14 protein-coding genes are annotated in these 21387 nt (G+C 38.3%); 1 reads left to right on the top strand and 13 read right to left on the bottom strand.

Going from position 1 to position 21387, the window contains the following annotated elements; translation table 11 throughout:
• Positions 1-567 precede the first annotated feature (567 nt).
• From ACLOAU_RS19285 to ACLOAU_RS19225, 13 genes are all read right to left on the bottom strand, one after another.
• Positions 568-1293, bottom strand: coding sequence for a hypothetical protein (locus ACLOAU_RS19285; RefSeq protein ID WP_427863542.1), 726 nt, complete (start codon positions 1291-1293; stop codon positions 568-570).
• Positions 1280-2035 (bottom strand): ATP-grasp domain-containing protein, encoded by a 756-nt coding sequence (locus ACLOAU_RS19280; RefSeq protein ID WP_427863541.1) that lies wholly within the window; start codon positions 2033-2035, stop codon positions 1280-1282. The genes ACLOAU_RS19285 and ACLOAU_RS19280 overlap by 14 nt, the downstream gene beginning before the upstream one ends.
• Before the next feature lie 284 nt (positions 2036-2319).
• Positions 2320-2532: a hypothetical protein gene (locus ACLOAU_RS19275; RefSeq protein ID WP_427863540.1), complete on the bottom strand. Its 213-nt coding sequence runs from the start codon at positions 2530-2532 to the stop codon at positions 2320-2322.
• 42 nt (positions 2533-2574) lie between these two features.
• Positions 2575-4296 carry a trypsin-like peptidase domain-containing protein gene (locus tag ACLOAU_RS19270; RefSeq protein WP_427863539.1) on the bottom strand — a complete coding sequence of 574 codons (1722 nt, stop codon included), beginning with the start codon at positions 4294-4296 and terminating at the stop codon, positions 2575-2577.
• Positions 4297-4312: 16 nt separating this feature from the next.
• Positions 4313-5506, bottom strand: a complete 1194-nt coding sequence (locus tag ACLOAU_RS19265; protein ID WP_427863538.1) for a dienelactone hydrolase family protein — start codon at positions 5504-5506, stop codon at positions 4313-4315.
• Between the two features lies 1 nt (position 5507).
• Positions 5508-6752, bottom strand: a complete 1245-nt coding sequence (locus ACLOAU_RS19260) for a thioredoxin family protein (protein ID WP_427863537.1) — start codon at positions 6750-6752, stop codon at positions 5508-5510.
• 77 nt (positions 6753-6829) lie between these two features.
• Positions 6830-9091, bottom strand: coding sequence for a zinc-dependent metalloprotease (locus tag ACLOAU_RS19255; RefSeq protein ID WP_427863536.1), 2262 nt, complete (start codon positions 9089-9091; stop codon positions 6830-6832).
• Between the two features lie 72 nt (positions 9092-9163).
• Complete coding sequence (locus tag ACLOAU_RS19250; RefSeq protein ID WP_427863535.1) at positions 9164-10615, bottom strand: PKD-like family lipoprotein; 1452 nt, start codon at positions 10613-10615, stop codon at positions 9164-9166.
• 61 nt (positions 10616-10676) lie between these two features.
• A complete protein-coding gene (locus ACLOAU_RS19245) occupies positions 10677-11471 on the bottom strand; it encodes a DUF4843 domain-containing protein (RefSeq protein WP_427863534.1) in 795 nt (264 codons plus the stop codon).
• Positions 11472-11516: 45 nt separating this feature from the next.
• Positions 11517-12968 carry a RagB/SusD family nutrient uptake outer membrane protein gene (locus ACLOAU_RS19240; protein WP_427863533.1) on the bottom strand — a complete coding sequence of 484 codons (1452 nt, stop codon included), beginning with the start codon at positions 12966-12968 and terminating at the stop codon, positions 11517-11519.
• A gap of 17 nt (positions 12969-12985) precedes the next feature.
• The gene (locus ACLOAU_RS19235) at positions 12986-16408 is read right to left on the bottom strand and encodes a SusC/RagA family TonB-linked outer membrane protein (protein WP_427863532.1); all 3423 of its coding nucleotides are present in this window, start codon (positions 16406-16408) and stop codon (positions 12986-12988) included.
• Between the two features lie 61 nt (positions 16409-16469).
• Positions 16470-17636 (bottom strand): FecR family protein, encoded by a 1167-nt coding sequence (locus ACLOAU_RS19230; protein WP_427863531.1) that lies wholly within the window; start codon positions 17634-17636, stop codon positions 16470-16472.
• Positions 17637-17938: 302 nt separating this feature from the next.
• A complete protein-coding gene (locus ACLOAU_RS19225) occupies positions 17939-18502 on the bottom strand; it encodes an RNA polymerase sigma factor (protein ID WP_427863530.1) in 564 nt (187 codons plus the stop codon).
• A 677-nt stretch (positions 18503-19179) separates the two neighbouring features.
• Here ACLOAU_RS19225 and ACLOAU_RS19220 point away from each other — a divergent pair.
• Entirely contained in the window at positions 19180-21120 is a 1941-nt protein-coding gene (locus ACLOAU_RS19220) for a M1 family metallopeptidase (RefSeq protein ID WP_427863529.1), read from the top strand.
• Positions 21121-21387: the final 267 nt, after the last annotated feature.

Raw genomic sequence — 21387 nt, 5'->3', positions numbered from 1 at the left:
GCACACAAAACAAAAAAGGATGCAAATCAATTATTTAAAGCCTAAAAAATGTGCCCGAGACGGGATTATTTCATGATCCCGATACGTTCACGAGGGGCTTACTCTAGCCTTTTCCACACTGGCGTGTGGAGCTTTTTATTTTTCCGCTTACAAAAGCGAGCTTTTGACGCTCTAAAATAAAAAAGCCTCTCCAACTTTGTTGGAAAGGCTTGTGCCCGAGACGGGATTGGTCACTTTTTGGGTATAAATCCTTTGCAAATAAATCGTGTCAAATGCGCGTCAAGACTGAATTACAGCCGATTTTCAACGCTTTCTACCTGTCTATTCGAAGATAAGAACTTATTTCAAAATTGTAAGATTTCATGTTTAAAAAAAACACCCCATTTTTGACAAACTTAACAGATTCTGATTTCTAAAATCATAGATACTCAACTCTATCTATATTGACAAGGACCAGATTTTCGGCGCGTGCGATTTATAATCCTTGGGTCATTTATTTTTTCAAGCAGGTAGCAATATCAAACGAGCAACTACCAACCCAAAAGAGTTAAAAAAAGAATTGGAGCTCTATTTATCCTTTCTTTTAATTGAGTCTTTTTGAGCGGCATGAACTCTTTTAAAGAGAGTATCGTACTCAAGTTTAACCGGCTTCATAATTTCAGCTTCAATTGGATGCATTAACTGCACTTTATAATAATCTTCTCCTTTAAAAATAGTCGAAACACAAACAATTATTACTAATACACTTAGAAATATGTTTGCCAATCTGAAGCAACTATATGACTTTATTACGTTTGTCGCCTTTGTATTGTTGATTTCTTGATTTCTTCCTATTGAATAAGAATAATCCTTTATAAGTTCTCGATTAAAATCGTCAACTGATTTATTTCTAAAGTTTGTTACATTAATTGGATCCGGTGAGGAATACTTAAATTTCTTCAGATTGTAGTTTTTGAGAGCATATACAATAGTAAGAGTATAACATAGGTATGTCGAAATAAGTAGGCTTAATAAAAATATTTTTAAATAAATCACTAACTCACTAGACTTATCAATTAATAGAGGTATGAAAATACTAGCTAATGATATAATTATACTGGTCTGAGAAATCAACTGGCTTGTTTTGCTTTCAAGATTTTCCAAACGAGAACGCTCTTCCTCAAATATTGATTTCAAAAACTCCTTGTGCTGAAGCAGTTTTTCACTTTCAATTGTTGATTCCCTATTATTTTGTTCCGTTATCCCTAGTAAAACGTTATTGAATATAGCAACAATAGTCTTAGTAAATTTCATGATGAGAAGTTAAATACTTTACAATGCTATTTGATATTTTCAACCCTGTGTCCATCTCAATCCATACCCATTGACCATTAGGATTAATCTCGACAAAAAAACAATTATCCTCATTATCTCTAATTAAATCAATTGCTCCAAACTTTAAACCGAATCTTTTTACTAGGTCGAAACACATTTCTTTAATTCGATAAGGAATGTTCGCCCTTTCAAATTTCAAATCTCCCCTTCGCCAATCAACGACAGTTTTCTGGTGAATTTGAGAATTTACAGAGGCTACGAATATATCATCCTCGACTACTGTAACTCGGTATTCTAGCTTTTTTTCAATAAATTTTTGATATATGACTGGAGTTAACTCATATTGCTCCAAACTGTTTATATCATCCTCCTTAATCAAATTTGTAAATAGTAATTTAACAACACCATTTTCCTCAATCTTCGAATTAAAAAAAGGCTTAAAGACAACTTGTTTCCCATTCGAATAATAAAAGTCTCTTATTTCATCTGGCTGTGTTGAAATTAGTGTATGCGGTACATTAAAACCTATCTCTTTTGCATATTTAAGTTGCAGAAGTTTGTTTTCAGCTTTGTATATTTTATCTGGATGGCTCAACCATTTTTCTGAGTGTAAAATCGAAAAAATATTGCTCAAAAAACTATCATACTCTTTAAGTAAAAAAGATTCTTTTGAATATTCAAAACTTGAAAAGTCCGGAAGTTTTGTTCTTCTAACATCCACCCTTTTTGAAACCGGATGGATATAAAATCTTAGTTTGAAAGCGACCGATACTAAATTGCAGCTCGCATTTTGAACCAAGTTATACAGTATAGCAGACGAGAACAAGCCGCACTTTGAACAAAACCGAACTAAAGTTTCCCGGCACCCACCTTTCTCAGCATCTACTTCGTAAAAGTATTTAAACATTCTATGAAACGAAAATCCCAATGATTAAAATTAAAGCACATTTCTATCCAAGTAACATTTGGAAGTAGATTTGCCAGATAAATTGTACAAAAAGTTACTTACTGAGCGATCACTACCGGCGCTTTGGTGTAAGTCTTCATCTGATCCGGCGTAGCTATAATTTTCGTCGCTTCATCTTTGTAAAGGATATTCATCTTCAGCTTAAGGTTATTTCGAACGTCTACTTCCGGGATATTATTCCCATTAATAACAATTTGAACTAACTCAGGGTTGGATGCGATGTCGACTGCCGTCAACCTGTTGTTATCCACTGTCAATTTTATTAAACCATTAAAAATGAGCTGCAAGAATATTTAGCGAACTAGCAATGCAGATGATACTGCTTCTTTAATAAAAGTAGCTAGTTCAAAGGGTGTTGCAGCTACACTACTAGTTCGGCTATAACGTGCCATATTGATACCCATAAAATTACCATCCAAATCAAATATCGGACCGCCACACTCACTAGGTTTCAATTTGCTGTCATGTATAAAAGCATTATTAAATCCATCAAATCTTTTGCTCTTACCATCTTCAAAGCGTTCTGCTATATGAGCGGAAGTGTACGTTGGACGAAGACCAAGCTTGGCTGTTAGCTTCATGAATGCCTCCTTTCTTTTTATAGATAAAAGAACCGCATCGCCCGGTTGATAAGCAGCAATAAGTTTGGGCCACATTGATGGATGCGCTACCGTATCTACGCCGACTTTTAGCACTTCATCTCCAATAATTAAACCAGCCATAGTTGCAGGAGAATTTTGCTGTACATCGGCAACTACATTGTGTCCATCCTTTACCTCTAACACCGTACCAAGATAACCCAATACCGAGGTTCTAGTTAAGTTAAAAATAGTTGAACCCAACACACTTATTTCTCCTTCATTTTCAGGATTTGGGGAAATCAAAATTTTACCTAACGATGATTTATCAAAGCTTTCTTTATTATCTTCTGCAATTACAAGTTTGTCTTTACTTTTAATACTAACTTTTAATAGCGCCAAATCTTTTTTATCATCACGATAAATTTCTACAAACGGCTTCACCTCCTTACCCAACATTGCTCTCATTGTTGGTTCCAACAATGATGCTTTAGTGATAATATAAGATGTGTTTTTTTCTTCCTTAATGCCAAACTTGTTGAGCGCCACCAACGTACCGATAGCTTTTTTTGTACTATCAGCAGGATCCCACAATCGAATGGTAAATTTATCAAATGCAGCTTCGTACTTTACCAAATATTGCTGCACTTGTTCATATTTTTTCTCATCCCATTTTTTTTTTATAATCGGATCGGCGGCTACTTGTTTTTCAGCAATTGGCAAATTGGTGTAAGTAACCGGCTGCTGTAGTGCAGACCAATATTTTTTAAATACATCAATTGGCACTTCAAAATTTCGATCCAATGCTAGGTCAATTCTACTATGAATGCCAACAACACGTCCATAGATATCGAACACTGGCCCGCCAGAATCCCCAGGCTCCATCAGGCAAGATGTCTGCAACATACCTTTTGTTGTATTGAATACATCCTTTACATACCCAAATCTAATTACAGACCTCATGGGAATAAAACTTGCAGGATAAGCTATACTTATACAAGGATCGTTTATTTTGAGTGATGAAGACCAGCCCATTTCAGCAAATGCCCATTTGCCAGGGTCTTTCATTTTCAACACTGCTGCATCATGTTTAGGTATAGCCCCCAACCCCATTGCCACATGTGTACTTCCATCATTAAGCATTACTAAATAGCTTTGATTGGGTATGCCTACATGTGCGGCAGTAAGAATTGTACCATCTTCGCTAACCAAAACACCACTAAACCGTGATCCTGTTGATTGTTTTGACAGGGTGTCGTAAGACTCAATGAATACTGAGGCAGCCTGTACATTTCTTATCGTGTTCAGCATCCTTTCCTGTAGCTCTTTTGCCGATTCCGACTGAGCCTGAGCTGCAATAGCCAATGAAAAAAATATGCTGAAAGCAAGTATCATTTTGTTGAATTGTAATAAGTATACTTCTTTATTCATTTTCATTGATGTGATATTTAACTTACTCTGCAACAACAGTATACTTATTTTGTTTTTTAGTTTTCTTTATCAATATTTGGGCTGAAAAATATTTTTTTGCATCCAAACTTTTCTCGATTGATTCATTTATTAACATAGCCGATCTTTTTAATTTTTTATGAAAGATTCTTTTGCCGTCATAAACAATACTAACTTTTTCATCGAGGTTCAATAACCGATCGTTCAAATTAATGTATAAGTTTTTTGCATCGTTATGCAATACTTCAATTGTATTATTTTTAATCTGCGCTATAACAGTATCCTCTTTCAATGGCTTGGTGGATGTGAGCCAATAAAAATCATTGTGCGTGCGGTCGTCCTGCACCCAAGTGATTCTTGACGGCAATGGATTTCGTTTAAATTGAGCCAACCAAGTAATAGCAACAGTGTCTTTACGGTTCATCCAATGTGGCATATCAGGATAAATATGTACTTCATGTTTATATCCATCAGGATATACCCGTTCAAGACTGTCCAGTTGTTTTCCCCAATTTGCAGCCAGTTTATTACGATCATATGCTGCATCCATACCTCCAACATATATGCTAAAAGGCAGATTGTATAAATTAAGTATAGCGGCATCACCAGGGTGACCCGCCATCATAGCAGCAGCAGCCCACCGATCTGCCATCCTTGAAGCTAGTTGATATACGCCATCGCCACCTGCAGAATAGCCCATCAGGTATACTTTGTCGGGGTTTACGCCCTCCATAACAATGGCATTGCGAACTATTCTTTCAAGCATGGTATCAATATGATCTTCGTGCCAAAGATTCCAGGTATCGGTGGGCGCTCTTGGCACCAAGTACACCCCTTCTCTTGGGCTATATAATTGATGCTGATTCATCCACTGCTGATCGTTTACCTCCTTTGGGCCCTGCCCTCCTCCATGTAATGAAATAAACAGACATCTACCATCTGCCGGCATTTTACCTGTTACTTTAAAATCAAATATCATTGTATACCCATTGTATTCGATTTTATTGTTTTGCGGCCCCCACTCTCTTTCGGCAATTGATTGTTGTTTTTTAAAAGCATTTACGAGTGCTTTATTGGCAATAGCCTCAGCTGCACTCTCTGAAAGTCCTTGTTGGGCATTTATGTACCCACCAATAGTTATCAACAATATGACGCTCGCAAAAAGATGTTTGATATAATTAGAAACCAATTGATACATATTACAAAATCATTTCTTCTTTTTTCATTTTGTCCAAAATAGCGGCGTGCTTTTGCTCATCTTCAGAAGGTGCTAATTTCAATGCTTTTTGCTGATAGATAATCGCCTCTTTGTTTTGTTTAGTTTTATACAACAACTTTGCATAGGTAGAAACATATTCAGCATTTTTGCTATCCTCTAGCATCGACCTTTTACTCCAATTAATTGCTTTATCGAGATATGATTGGTCGTTACTATTAGTAAGTACATTTATGGCCATATTGTTTAAGCGAGGCGCAGCAGCATATTCCCCGTACTTTGTTATGTATTCATCTGCTGATAATGCATATTTATTCCATTCCTGGCTGGTTTTATAAAAATTCACTTTTGCCCAGGCAATCATCCGCTCAATCTGTTGTTTTTTTACCGGATATTTTTTTATAATCTCTCCTTGCAGTATTTCCCAATCTGGAGCAGATTCGCTTGGTTTTATCTTTGCATACACTTCTTCTTTTGCAATAATGGGCATTACTAAACTATCTGAAAAGCCTTTACCAACAATAGCATCAATTTTGTCTGTATTATTCAAAAACAATTCGAAACCTTTACCTGTTTTTACAAACCACGAAGCGTACTCAAGATTCTCTTTGGTGAAGATATTCTTCTCGGCAAGCAGGTATTGGTTAAAAAGTATGGCTGTATTTTCAAAATCATTATTGACCAGAGCTATTTTGGCACCCTCCTTCAATTGTTGGGTTGAAGCACCTCCTTTGGCTATTTTTTCTACTACTACATAATACTGCTTATTGCTATCCAGTGCATCAGCAGACAGTGTTACAAATTCTTCGGTACTTTGTGTAGCTCCCACAATGCGGTGCATTGCTTTCCCTTCAGGATTAAAAAAGAGAAAAGTAGGAAAACTGGTCACCTCATATTTTTCCCTGATATACTGTGCATCTGCATACGAAGCTTTTACAGCTTCACTATCATTTTCGGTTGAATCCATCTGTAATTTGAGGCTGATAAAGTTTTTGTTAAAAAAATCTCCCGCAGCCTTTTGGTTAAACACATTTTTACTCATATAACTGCAATAGCCACACCAGGTAGTATAAGAATCAATAAAAATATACTTATTTTCTGCCCTGGCTTTACTTTTTACCTGCTCCCAACTCAAACCATTTTCAAATCGGATACCCTCACCCTCTTGCGCTTTGGCTGTTACTAATGTGATAACGCCAACCAATATCCCTAAAACTTTCTTTTTCATTTAGTAGAATTTTAATTTTTATAATTAACCTGCTCTTCTTCAAATATTTTTCAAACGTGAAACTGTGTACATAAACTCTAATCTGTTATTGCCTTCAACACCTGACTCATACCCTCCTTCATTGTTTTTAAGTGCGTTGTTGCAGCAGTATTTTTACTATGTTCAATAGCTCTGGCAATACTAATATTCAACATGGCAACATGGTTTTTCAATGGCTTAGGTGTAAACCTCTTTCCATAAGAAGTAGCCATTGTACTTAGTATGCTTAGGTAAGCGCTTTGAAGCTGCTGGCGTTGCTTATCTATCACAGCGCCGCTTTCTAACTCTGCCCAAATTCCAAACTGTAAACTCTTCAACAGATCTTCGGCATAAAACTGGTTTTTATGTCTCTTATGTTGAGATGATAAAGGCAACTTAAACAGCACCATTGTTAATAGTCTTTCTAAAACCGCTCGTTGAACCTGAAAAATATCCGTTTGCTTATACTCTTTTTCTACACTGTTATTGAAGTGCGTATTTGTAAGCCAATGGGGTATCTTAAACAGGTAGTCATTTAAAAAAGCGATAGCCCTTTTTTGTACTGCGGCCGGAACAGCTTTCTCTTTATTCTTTTCTCCATTTTGGGAGTGGTACTGCCCACCTATATTCACCACTACATTAAAAATCAATGTAGTGTACTGACCCAATTGAAATGCTTTGGGATTGTAGCCTCCAATACCCTGGCGGATCTCTTTAAATGCCGCTTCATTACCATCGAGCCACATGCCCATGTGTTGCGTAACATACTCAAGGTTCTTCATACCATATACAGAAGCAGATACATCATCATCCCCAACATCTTCGGTTTTACTTCGCGGGTCTGAGGGCATTAATTCTCCCGGATCTGCACCATTCCATAATCTTTTATTTTTTATCTTTTTCGAAAGCCAACTATCCCTCTTTTTCTCATCTTCAACCTCATCATCGAAAGAAAAAATACGGTATGCCCACTCTATAGCAAATTTGTCGTAAATGCCAATTTGCGGCATCAATTCATTTGCTGTCAAACCATCTTTTACCTGCGCTACATAATTGTACCTCACATAATCCATAACTGATGATGTAATACCGTTTGCTGCTATCCATTTTTTATTGCGCAATTTTTCTACCGGCACAGTGTAGCTGGCTCCCATGTTATGAGTTAACCCCAGCGCATGTCCAACCTCATGTGTAACCAACCCTTCGAGAAGACGCCCCCTGAGCGAATCATCAAAAGGGATCTTACGAGCATTCACATCATTTGCAGCAGCCTGTATAAAGTACAGGCGTTGATACCAGTCTAAAATATGATCATCAATATTGATACGACTCTGCAATATTTCACCGCTTCGCGGATCACGGATATGGGGCGACAGTGCCACGTCATTGCCAGCACGCCGTAATACAATTGCAGCAGTGCAGGTATGTATGCTCCAGCTACTATCTTGTTGGGCTGTTGGAGCCACCTGCGCAACAACGGCGTTTTCAAATCCTGCCTGTTCAAAAGCTACATTCCAGTTTTCTACCCCTCGTTTGATATAAGGTATCCAGTTATCCGGAAAAGAAGAATCTATATAAAAAACTATAGGTTGTGAAGGTTGAACCAGCTGTCCGTGCCTGTAATGTTCAATATCCTCCTGCCGGGGCTCTAATCGCCAACGGTTAGCATAGCTTTTACCACTATTGCTTTGCGTTTTAAAAAATCCAACACGGGGGCTTACCTGACGAGGCTTCATAGAATGCGCCGGCAACAGTATAAACAATGTAGTTACGTTCAATAAAACAGTACTGTCATAAAAATGTTGCCTGTTTGAAAGCAGCCTAAGATGTCCGTTAATACTACCAATCTCATTTATACTTTTTGCAGCACCATGAATCCATTTGCCATTTCCTTTAAGTAAATCTGTTACATCTACACAGCTACTTTGCCTTTTAGAAAATGACGATGCGTTCAGTACTGTATCGGGCTTTTTTACATGAGTGTCGAAGCCATTATAGTCTGCCTGGTACAGCCCCACCTGGCCGTTTTGCATTTTTTCAAATCTGATGAACCGGGATCGTCCGTCAATATCTGTTACCTGATCGCCCGGTCTCAAATTTGTTTTACCATTACCCAAGGTACTATTTACGCGGCTTACAATCATTATCATACGCCCCATTACCGTATCTGGAATATGGAAATAATATTTATTATCAATAACCTGCACTTCCAAAAAACCGTCATCCATATCCTTTTTTGCCTGTGCTTTCTTATACTCCGATAATGCCATTATTTGAGTTGTAATAAAAAAGCAGCAAACAATCATTACTATTCTCATCATTTTTGATTCTTGATTTTTAACACTAAAACCGGGGGAACAGAAGCTTTACCAAACAAACACTATTTATTCATCTTATTTAGACTCTGTATGAACCATGCTTACGATACGTCCAAATCCATCATATTTTTTAGTGTACGCTCCTCCAGAAACATTGCCAGTGCCTTCTAACGATAAAAAATAAACCGAACCACTGTTGTTATACGTGGCGGCAAGAAGTGTATAATCATCCTGTAACTTAAGCGCTGTTACGTTTTCGTTTGGAGGAAAACTGTAAACAACCCGATGTGTTTGGGCCTGTATGTCATACACATAAATCTGGTTGTTTACCGCATAATACATAAGTGGTACTATTTGCACAAACTGAAAGCCAGGACTATTTTCGATGCCTGCCGGGCCTGCAATTTTTGTTAACTTCTTTGGAGAAGATGTAATAGTATACATATAAAGCCCTTCTGCATCTTTGAGAATGGCAACCGTATTATTACTGCTTTGTCCCATGGTAACAAAACGCTTATCTACATTCCCTGCGTCAAATCCATCTCCGCTGAAGCTATTATAAGTTAGTGGCGTTAAAACACCGCCATACCCGTTTAAAAAACGATTATTCAATGTATCATAAAAATACCCAGTGGGCTCTCCTCCCGGAGCAAGGTAATAAGGTTTTAAATCACTGGTTGTATGGGCAGGTACCGAAAAAGATAACATGCCTTTGGAATAATACCTACGGTACAACAATCCATTATTGATGGTAATAAGATCGTTGCTGGACGACCATGCATCCAGCTTTTGAATATACTCTGGTTTTATAATAGATAATGGCGCTGTAAAAAAGGAGCTATAGTTTGCCAATACCCCTAAAGTCTGATAATTGAGCAAGTACCCATCATTATCAAATAAAACAGCAGTTACCGTTTGCGCCTGGTAACTTACATTCCCGCTTGAACCCTTAGGTATGTTGTATAAAAACAATGAGTGCGCTGTATTAGGCAACACTTTACCGGGATTAATAGCACTAAAAGCGTTATGATACACTTTATTACCCGGAATGCTGATGAAACTAATGTCGGCATTAGCGGCTCCACGCTCCAATAATGCCCATCCTACCTGATAGTCTGTAGCTATTAATACCGAAATACGTTTTCGATAAGTAACGCCTGTGACGGTATCCATTACTTTATAATCTAGTTGATAATAGTCCTTTTGCGCTGTTAAAGGCATTGGGATATTAATATCCCTTGTGGTAGCTAATACCCGTGTGGCATTAGCGCTGTTAGAAGCCATTGCATTAAGTACCCATTCGTACTTCAGCCGGTCTTCATTGTTAGCCAGCTCCTGAACCAATACCGGCCGGATGAAAAGATTTTCCTTTGCATTAAATACCATCGTATCAGCATTCACAATGGCAATATCATTGATGGCATTGTAATCATAATTACCTTTATCTTTAAAGCAGGAAATAAGCGCTATGCATATAAGCAACAATATTGAACCGCTATATTTTACATTAATAACACTATTTTTCATTCGTTTACTTTTGAGCATTTTTATTTAAATGGAACAAAACCGGTTTGCGGGCATTAGTTGACTACCATATATATATTTGCATTCCGCTCTCGTCTGTTAAAGGCGTACTATGTGTAGCATTATATTCGTTCAGTGCTGCTTTTACCTGCAGGTAGTAGGAAAACAGATTTGCCTGCTCTTCTACGTTATTGGCCTTAAGCCCCAGCTTTTTGCCCGTTACCTGATATATAAATTCATATTTCACCTTACTCCAACTGCCAAAACTAATCATCACATCATTCCAATATGGAGGAGCGCTTGCTTTGTTGGTAAATACAATTGTATAGTGCGTTCCTTCAAAATAAGCAATGGGAGGAATGCCTACAATGGTGTCTCTTTTCATAACAGCCGGAAAATCTTCTGAAGGTTGTAATTCCAGGGAAAGTGTTGTAGATGCATTGTTCAAATCGAGTGACTTTAACAGCACTACTCCCAGTTTTGTTGAGAATTGGCCGGCCGGCATTATGTATTTATTCAATAGCCTGTAATGTGTTCCGGCAATTGCTGTACTCAGGCTATCTACTGCTGATAGCCTGATATTTCTATCTCTGTTTGCCACATTACCCAAAACACGCACATCGGGCAGCCAAAAAGTATCCTCAGACGCCAAAGGATCATTAGCATAATAGAAAGTATAGTTCGTTTTAAAATTTATCGGGATATCGACCACATTTCCACGATCTGCAGGAAGATAGAAATAAACCCCGTTTTGGTAAGAAGCAGGCGGAACACTTTCTTTGGTACATGAGAGCAATAGGTATGTAGCCCACAAAACGGTACATACATTATTCTTATTAATTTTTTTATTTGTAAACATGGTCGTAAACTTTTTTCATTTTCAGATAAGAAGTATAAGGTTGCGCTATCTATCACCAATAATCATTTCGTCGACGGGGACCGGGAAAACGTATTGCGCTACATTAGGTATTGCTAAAAAGGTACCATCATGTTCCATAACAGACTGTTTATCCAACCGCTTGTAGTAGTAAAACAAAACGCCTTCTGCATAAAACTCTTTTATGTACTCTTTCATTATTTCGTTACTAAACGATTCTTCACTCATCGGCAAAAGATCTGGTATACCGCGATTGTAACGTACTGCGTTAAGATATTTCAGCCCCTCGGTAACTGTTCCGGCACACTCGGCGGCTATATAATACATTTCCGCCAACCGTATAAGAGGAACCACTTTGGGTTCCACCGCAGGATTTTGCTGATACTTGACCGGATAACTTCCGGAGCTTGCTGTCCATCCGTAAAGCAACCGGTAATCTGTACTTCCGCCGGCAGCTGACTCATACACAACCAATAGATTACTTCTGTTATTTCCCAATGAAGTGCTCTTATACTGACCATCAAAGTATTCTATCCGTTTTGCATCAACTTTTGGATGGCTCAATGAAAAAATATGCTCGACTGACAGGGAATAGTCTATTTTGGCGGCAGTAGCTATAAAATCGCTCCGGGTTGCCAACCTCAATTTTTGTGAGTTGATTACTTTTTCAGCATACAACATTGCATTCGCCTTATCGCCCTTGAAAAGGTATACACGCGCCAAAGTACCCCATACTGCAAGGTTATTAAAGTGCGATTGTCGTTTATACTTCCAACTGTTGATAGCTGATGATGCTTTAATATCATCGTCTTTTAAAAGCTCGGCGGCTGTATTCAGATCTGCAATAATGCTATCCACAATGGATCTTGTTTTATAAAAAGGTGTTATTTCTTTTGCGCTAAACTGTGTTACATAAGGCATTCGTGTACTATCGGCACCAGATTTATAAGAATATCCATACATACGAAGCAGGTCGAAATGTAAAAATGCCCGTAACCCTAATGCTTCGCCTTTTATAAGGTTGTAATTATTTTCGGTAAACAATTGTTGCCTGCCATCAATATTTTTGAGCACATTATTAATACCGGCCACTACAAAGAATGATTGTTTCCAAATATTTTTGATCATTGCAGCTATCTTTGGATCATTGTAAAATGCCGGATAATTGATAGGATCCCATGATTTTCCATATCCGGGAACTACATTATATACCGAATTAGCAATGCCATCTGCCCAATCGTTAATATTATATCGGTGTGCCAATACGTCGAGCAGGCTCATTGTAAGTTTATCGCCATATAAATCATCGTTGGTAAGAGAAAAGTAAACGCCGCCCATTGCATCAAAAAAACCTTGTTCGTCTGAGAACATTTCATTTTCTACAATCTCAGATTTGGAGGTCACATCCAACCATTTTTTGCAGGCAGCTAACTGGGCTACCGCAACAATTATTGTTATATATATAAGTATTTTTTTCATTTACATTAGTTTTTTACTCAAAAATTGATGCTTATGTTTAATGAATAACTGCGATTGAAGGGATATGCAGTACCTCTTGATTTTTTTATAGAAGAGAGATTAAAAAGATTGTTCATGTAAAACCTTACATCTATCATATCTGACTTTAGATAGTCTTTTGTTTTATCATTTATCTTACTAATAAAGAGATTGGTGTATTTTGTAATATACTGCTCCAATAACTGACCAGGATCTAAAGAAATACCGGTAATTTCAATAGCATTATTCTTTTTTACGAAGCGGGATGTGGCATTGGTATTCAACCCTGTTTTAGGAAATCCATCAATATCTACCAACCCTTTATAATCTGATACATCGCCCGGTTTCAGCCAACGACCATCAGCCGCTCTACGATCTACATTGAGCTCCGGGTTTAGATTCTCCACCTGCGATGCCAATGTATTATTGTACTGCACTCCTCCCAAACGTATTACCGTACCAAAGTTGAGCCTAAGCCATTTATAGGAAAAACTATTGTTTAAGGTAATATTAAACTTAGGTTGCAGATCTCCCATGGGCACCATATCATCCTGACTCCAAACAAAAGTTTGTTTTCCGTCTTTTGTAAGAAATATTTCATTGCCGGTACTGGGGTCTATCCCTAATGAGCGCACAGCGTATAATAAACTTACGCTACGCCCTTCTTTAAACTGCTGTACCGGCTGCCCATAAGCCGGGCTTGAAGGATCCAGCTGGGCGGCAAGGGCCTGCTTGTTTTGACTTTCCAACACCTCACTTACATTAATAAGTTTATTTTTGTTTGCGAACCATGATGTACTGATACTCCAAAATAATTTCCGTTCTGGCTTTCTCAGTATAAATGCTGTAAGGCTGGCATCCAAACCAGTATTCTCACTACTGCCCAGGTTATTAGAATAGTCACTAAAACCTGTGGAGGGCACTGTGGGATTTGACATTATCAGGCCAGATGTTGTTTCTTTATAAATGTTTACATTCAGCAATATCCTGTTATCGAAAAAACCCATATCTGCACCGATATTGAATTTCCTGGTTTGCTGCCATTTCAAATCGGGATTCCCGTAAGCAATAATGGTTGCCGGTATCAGGTTAATATAGCTGTCTCCTGTATGATATTTATACGTAGTAGTAGCCGCGTAACTGGGAAAACTTACTGAACCGGTATACCCATAAGAAGCCCTTAGTTTTAGCTGATTTATAGCTTTTATGTGAAAGAAATGTTCTTTATGAAGGTTCCAGCCCGCTCCCATCGACCATAGGTTTCCAAAGCGCCTGTTGGTACCAAATACAGATGACCCGTCACTACGACCGCTAAAATCCAGCAAGTAACGACTGTCATAGGCATAGCTGGCATTACCATAAAATCCGGCAGTGCGAACCATGCTATAAGTACCTCCGGGCTTATCCTTCACTTTTAAACCATATAATAAATCATCCATTTTTTCGCTGGCAAACCCGTACACGGTAAGGTTTTGACCCCGGTCTGTATTGCTTTGTATATTGCTACCCAGTGTGGTAAATATTGTATGCCGGCCAAATGACCGGCCATAGTTTAAATTTAAGCTCCCCTGTAAAAAAAGGCTTTTTCCTAACCCCTGGTCATAGGATCCTTTTTCCGTAAGATCCGTTATTTTAAAAAAGTCAGAATGCCGGGCTGGTTTAAAAATATCGGTTTCCCTGTTTTCTGTTTGAACGGAAAATGTTCCATTTAATTTAAGCCCGCTTGCAATAGTCCATTCAGTCCTGAAATTTTGTTGAATGTTGTTAGTAACAGATTTATTCAATGTATTTAATGTGGCATTATACAGGGGATTTAGCACCGTAGACGTTTTCGAAGGAGGCAGGCTAACGAGGGAGCCATCTATCGAACTTACAGGAAATATGTCGATGTACTGAGATACTCTGCCATATTCATCAACAGGTAGCCAGTAAGGATTTAACCTTGCATAATTATCAAAACTACCGTAAGGAGATTCAAATGCCTTAGTATTGCCTATTATAAATTCATAATCGGCCTTAAGTTTTCTTCCATTATACCTCATGGTGAAGCGCCCGTTTATATTCTCTCTGTCAGACCCCTTCATAACACCTTGGTTCTTTGCATAAAGTAGTTGAACGGAATAGGTCATCTTCTCAGCACCAGCGTCAAAACCAAGACTATGAGTATTGCTGAAAGTATTTCTTAAAGGTTGAGACAACCAATAAGTATTTACACCTTTTTCTACATTTCGTTTTACCAGATTATACAAATCGGTAAGTTGTTGCTGTTCGTTAGGGTCTTTGCTTTTATATACACCGGCATATTCTTCAAACGCTAACTTCTCCCGGGCATTCATTAGGTTAAAACTGCTTAGATCAGGCGTTTCCAAAGCCAATGTTGCTGTGTACCTTACATTTACTTCGCCAGCCTTTGGCTTTTTGGTTTCTACTACTATAACACCATTAGCAGATTTTGCTCCATATATAGCAGTAGCTACCGCATCTTTTAACAGGGTTACGTTTGAAATAAGATTTATGTCCATATCCATAAGCCTTCTGATGGCAGAGTTATTGGCATCATTAGGTACTTCAAACCCATCAATAATTACTAAAGGGGGATTAGTTAAATACCCTGCTTCATCCGTAAGTGTGGTTTTATTAATACTGTTAGTGCCCCGCATCTGAACGGTTGGTACTTTATTTGGGTCAGAACCAAATATATCACTTGTTGGCATCTGAAATGATGCATCAAATGTTTTCAAACCCTCAAGCATATTAGTAGCATTTATAGTGCGTAATTGCTCACCGGTAACAACAGTGGCGGCTCCTGTAAAGTTTTCTTTAGGCCTGCTAAAAATACCATTCACAATTACGTTTTGTTCTGTAGTGGTATGCGTTTGCAACATAGTTTTTACCATAAGCTGCTGCTGTTTCAATTGAATTGTCGTATCTATTTGTTCATACCCAATCCGGCTAATGATAAGCGAATATTTGCCAAATGATACATTAGGTATAAAGAACCGGCCTGTAGCATCTGCCAGCGTAGAATAGGATTCCTGCCCTTTTAACAATACGCTTGTGCCACCCATAGGTTCTCCCGTACGGTTACCTATTACGCCTGCTACAGCCCCCGTTCCTTTGGTATTAGCATTATACTGAGGAAGAATGGTAATAATGCCGTTATCCATTTCATAAATCAGGGATTGGTTTTCTAAACACCTGCGCAACGCATCTCCAACAGGGGTGTTGCGCAAAACGATGGTGATAGGCTCAGTATTTTTTAACACCGACTCCTTGTAAATGAAAGACAGATTTGTTTGCCTGGCAATTTCTTTAAACACTTTTTTTAAAGGGGCTTTCTCCATGTTCAAAGTAACGGTTTGCGCATTAACTGCTATTCCCGACAATAGAATTATCAGCACAGATAGAAGTTTCAATCTCATAAGCTGTTATTTAGAATCTTTAGTTTACACCATTGGTTGCGATATACGGATGTAACATCCTTTATTTAATTAGCAGACGCCGGCCATTCATTTGAAAATCGATACCGTTTAATTTAAGTAAGTGTAGAATTTTGGATAGGGGAAGATTGCGGCTTATTCTGCCTCCAAATTTTTCCCGTGTTATTGCACCTTCAAAAATCACTTCAATATCGTACCATTGCTCTATTTGCCGCATCACAGAAGGTAGATCGCTGTCTTCAAAATCAAAAAAGCCATCCTTCCATGCCACTACAGATGTCAGATCTGCACTGTCCTGAACAACAATATTTCCGTTCTGTGCCAGGTCTGCCTGCTGCCCGGGGTGAAGTGTCTTCAAGATATTAGAACTCAAATTATAGACTTCCACTTTTCCTTCTATTAAGCTAACTTTTCCAACCTGGTCTTTATCATAGGTATTTATACAAAAATGTGTTCCCAGTACCTTAACCTCCATCCCTCTTGACTTTGCAATAAATGGCTGGCTCGCTCTCTTTGCTACTTCAAAGTATACCATGCCGGTTACCTCTACCTCTCGCCTGTTTTTATTAAATGCCGTTGGGAATTTGATGGAAGAAGCAGAATTTAGCCACACCCTGGTACCATCAGGCAACCTTAGCCTGTACTGTCCACCTTTCGGCGTTGTTAGCGTATTATACCCATTGCTATTGCTACTTTCTGTTTCAGAACAGGCTATTTCACCATCATCCAGCTGAGTAAATTGGCCTTTCCCTTTTACCGCAACAACATCCTGTTGCTCTTTTCCAAGCGCTATATACGATCCATCAGCCAATAAAAGCCCACCTTTATTCCCTCCAGGAAGAATATCATTGAACACAGTAATTTCACCAGGCGTGTCGGAGGGCTGATCTTTTCCTATGATGAGCTTATACACAGCCCATCCAATTAAAAAAAATACAGTTACCGCAGCCACAGCTACCAGTTTTCGCTTTAAAGGGAATTTATGAACCGTAGTGGCTTTAAGCATCAGACGTTTGTTCACAGTATCAAAAATGCGCTGTTGTAATTCTTCTTCGTCATTTGCAAATTCGCGACTCAACACTAACTCCGCCTCATCATCAAATAAATTATACCATGTAGCAAACTCGACTTCTTCTTCAGGAGTAATAGTACCCTGCATCCATTTTTTTGCCAGTAATTTTATATGATCATCATACGGTTTCTGAGCCATAAAGTATCACTATTATTTCTTTAAACAAATGTACAACACCCTCTTGTTCGAAGGGAATACCTTGAGGATCTGCCTCGGGGCGGCTTAATGTTAAGTTTTGTTTACTCACCCATTATATAGCCAATTGAGAAGAAGGTTTCCGTGAGTTCGTTATGCTTTTTTTATATTTTTGTTATTTGTTTATAAACAACAACAAAAAGCCAATAGCAACAATTGAACTGCTGCTACAAAACGGATAAGAAGATAGATTGGAACAACTGTTAGACAAACTTTCGTTATAGCATACTTTGATACTGGTTAAACTACCAGAAAAGAGTGAATATGAATCGGTTCAATCCGATGCGCAAGGTTTTAAGAGCCTTTTTCATATGAGATTCGACGGTGTTTTCTGATACATTCATATAACCAGCAATCTCTTTTTGAGAAAATCCATATTCCCTGCTAAGGATAAATGTCATCCTACATTTTTCAGGAAGATCCTTAACAAGCCGGCTTAACCTATTTTCTAATACCGAAAAATCAACCTGCCTCTCGGTTATATTGGACACAGCACTTTCATCAAAAGAATCTATATATTTTTTTTGATGCTTCAAAGAACAAATTTTATTAATTACTTCATATTTAATGGCTGCTGATAAGTAAGTGCGGAGCGTATTTTTTATTTGTAGTGAAAAGCGGCTAACCCATAATTTCACCAACACATCTTGAACAATATCTTCGGCGTATAAAGAATTACCTAAACGATTCGTTGCCGTTACAAAAAGTTTATCCCAATAACGTTTATATATTTCGTCAAAAGCAGCTTTATTATCTTGCTTTATGAGTATTATCAACTCTTCGTCTGTATATGTTGCATATGCACTCATGTATGTTTATTAAGAAGGATATACTGCAAAGAAAAAAGTCTCGTGATACCGATTATAAATACATAACAATACGACCTAATAGAAGAAGCTCATTTCTGATTTGAACAAACTAATTTATTACCAACCCAAGCCACAGCAACTACCCCTCCTTTACAATTCTTTGTTAATGCGTATAAACACCACAAAGTATGGCGTGGAATTCTTGCAGCAAGAACCCCTTCCCTGCTTTTACTACACGACTTTAAAGCAAAAACCTCCACTAATATCTGATAAAATATTATATTATCAAAATAATTATATCAATATAAGATCCCAACTTTCGTTTAAAAGGATATTCCGCAGAATATTTCCCACGAATTACAATTTCAATAGGGGCAACTTATTTTGATTTAAACAGAGGCATTTCCAGCATTTAACTCTTTGATCAACCCAACACCTTTCAACTACAAATTAACCGGACAGATGAACAAAAAACAGTATTACCAGAGAGAACCTGTCATCTAAACTTTAGAACAGTATCATGGGGTTACGATGCGGGACAACTAAAAGGTCGCGAGAGGCCTATTTTAATCAAATTCTATATTGACATTTCCGACTAACAATATTTACATCAAAATCATATATATAAAATAACACCACATTAAATATTATATTCATGCCTTAAATAATATTATAGCATGAATAAATTTCTTACGGCTGCATTATTAATAAGTAACATTTCAGTTTTTGCACAGTCCAAGTATAGCGCCAAGGAGGCTTTCAATCCTCATTTTTATCCCTTTCAGGGAAATGAATATCGCAGCGCCAGTGGCGAACCTGGTCCTAAATACTGGCAAAACCGCGCCGATTGCAGCATACAATGTTCCCTAGATGATAATAATCATACTATAACGGGTAAGACTACATTAACTTATACCAATAACAGCCCCGATAACTTGAAGTTTTTATGGCTGCAAATGGATCAGAATATCTATAAAAAAGACTCCAGAGGTTCTGCTACAAGTATCGAAGCAAGTGGTAGACGCACTAATGCTGCATTTACAAATGGTTATGAAATCGGTAATTTAACTATTGAGCACAATGGCAAAAAATACCAACCCCAATATATGGTAACCGATACTAGGATGCAGGTTTGGTTGAATGATGTATTGAAAAATGCCGGCGGTGTAGTAAAAGTATCTATCGACTTTAAATTTGCCGTACCCGAATATGGATCAGACAGAATGGGAAGGGTAAATACTAAAAACGGATGGGTGTATGAAATAGCACAGTGGTTTCCGCGCATATGTGTATATGACGATGTACAAGGCTGGAATGTATTGCCTTATTTAGGCCAGGGAGAGTTCTATTTAGAGTATGGCAATATCGACTTTACAGTAACAGCGCCGGCAGGTTTTGTAGTAGTAGGTTCAGGAGAACTATTAAACCCCGTAGAATGTTTTACCCCTGCACAAGCCGCAAAATACACTGCAGCAAAAAACAGTGATAGAACAGTTGTAGTAAGAAGCGCGGAAGATGCCAATGCCGGCACTGGCTTAGGTAAAAATACCGCTACTATCTGGAAATTTAAAATACAAAATACGCGTGACGTAGCATGGGCTGCGTCCAAAGCATTTGTATTGGATGCCGCTAAAATCAATTTACCAAGCGGTAAAAAAAGCTTAGCCGTAAGTGCCTATCCTGTAGAAAGTATTAAGGAAAACGGATGGCAGCGTAGTACTGAATTTGTAAAAGCTTCTATTGAACATTATTCAAAAAAATGGTTTGAATACACCTACCCTGTAGCTACCAATGTGGCAGGCATCGTAGGTGGGATGGAATATCCGAGCATTGTATTTTGCAGCTACAGATCAAGCGGTAAGGGACTTTGGGACGTTACAGACCATGAATTTGGACATCATTGGTTCCCAATGGTAGTAGGCAGCAATGAAAGAAAACATGCATGGATGGACGAAGGCTTTAATACCTTTATCAATAGTCTATCGACCAAAGCATTTAACAATGGCGAATTTAACAGCAGCAGCGAACGCCTGACCGGCGATGAAGGAAGTAATACTTTATTTGGCAATGCCACTGATGGCATTTTCACAGCCCCAGATGTGATGTCACGAAGAAGTCATGATGTAACGGCTTATTACAAACCTGCTGTGATGTTGAACAATCTGCGTGACAATGTACTGGGCGAAGAGCGCTTTGATGCTGCACTTAGAGAATATGTAAAGAGTTGGGCATACAAGCATCCTACACCTTGGGATTTCTTTCATACGATGGAAAATGTAGGTGGCGAAGATCTTTCCTGGTTTTGGAGAGGCTGGGTATTTAACAACTGGAAAATAGATCAGGCGGTAACCGCCGTAAACTATGTAGCCAGCATACCCGCAGAAGGAGGCCGCATAACCATCAGCAACCTGGAACAAATGCCTATGCCAGTAGTGGTTTATTTGAAAGAAGCCAATGGCAAAGAATATACTCTTAAATTACCTGTAGAGATATGGCAGCGCGGGGCTGATTATACTTTTAGCGTACCCACCACAACAGAAATAATAACGGTAGTACTGGACCCCAATAAAACACTGGCCGACTTTAACAGAGCTAACAATAACTGGCTCGCTAAATAATAATACTGGCTTTGCATGGGTTTGTTTAATGCTATTGCCAGCAGTGGGGGTAATAAGGTCGATCATCATATCAAAAATGATCGCCTTGCTATCAGATACATGCGCTTGTTGTTCCAGCAAAGCTCTCTGCTTCTCCAGTAACTTAACCCTGGCTTCCAGCTCCATGATTTTTAGTTCCGGACTTTTAGACATATGAGTTGGCGTTTGATTTTCCCAGTCAAAGTCTCCAAGCTTACTCAACCAATTAAATACGGTAGCATGACTTTG

The organism is Paraniabella aurantiaca, from assembly GCF_050309965.1.
Taxonomy (GTDB): Bacteria; Bacteroidota; Bacteroidia; order Chitinophagales; family Chitinophagaceae; genus Niabella.
The sequence above is the reverse complement of the archived record's forward strand: the minus strand, read 5'-3'. Positions and strand labels throughout refer to the sequence as shown.

Excerpts from the sequence above, each read along its gene's own strand:
- ACLOAU_RS19240 (WP_427863533.1), bottom strand. The coding sequence starts at position 12,968 with ATGAAAAAAATACTTATATATATAACAATAATTGTTGCGGTAGCCCAG.
- ACLOAU_RS19265 (WP_427863538.1), bottom strand. The coding sequence starts at position 5,506 with ATGTATCAATTGGTTTCTAATTATATCAAACATCTTTTTGCGAGCGTC.
- ACLOAU_RS19225 (WP_427863530.1), bottom strand. The coding sequence starts at position 18,502 with ATGAGTGCATATGCAACATATACAGACGAAGAGTTGATAATACTCATA.
- ACLOAU_RS19230 (WP_427863531.1), bottom strand. The coding sequence starts at position 17,636 with ATGGCTCAGAAACCGTATGATGATCATATAAAATTACTGGCAAAAAAA.
- ACLOAU_RS19250 (WP_427863535.1), bottom strand. The coding sequence starts at position 10,615 with ATGAAAAATAGTGTTATTAATGTAAAATATAGCGGTTCAATATTGTTG.
- ACLOAU_RS19270 (WP_427863539.1), bottom strand. The coding sequence starts at position 4,296 with ATGAAAATGAATAAAGAAGTATACTTATTACAATTCAACAAAATGATA.
- ACLOAU_RS19245 (WP_427863534.1), bottom strand. The coding sequence starts at position 11,471 with ATGTTTACAAATAAAAAAATTAATAAGAATAATGTATGTACCGTTTTG.
- ACLOAU_RS19260 (WP_427863537.1), bottom strand. The coding sequence starts at position 6,752 with ATGAAAAAGAAAGTTTTAGGGATATTGGTTGGCGTTATCACATTAGTA.
- ACLOAU_RS19220 (WP_427863529.1), top strand. The coding sequence starts at position 19,180 with ATGAATAAATTTCTTACGGCTGCATTATTAATAAGTAACATTTCAGTT.
- ACLOAU_RS19255 (WP_427863536.1), bottom strand. The coding sequence starts at position 9,091 with ATGATGAGAATAGTAATGATTGTTTGCTGCTTTTTTATTACAACTCAA.
- ACLOAU_RS19285 (WP_427863542.1), bottom strand. The coding sequence starts at position 1,293 with ATGAAATTTACTAAGACTATTGTTGCTATATTCAATAACGTTTTACTA.
- ACLOAU_RS19235 (WP_427863532.1), bottom strand. The coding sequence starts at position 16,408 with ATGAGATTGAAACTTCTATCTGTGCTGATAATTCTATTGTCGGGAATA.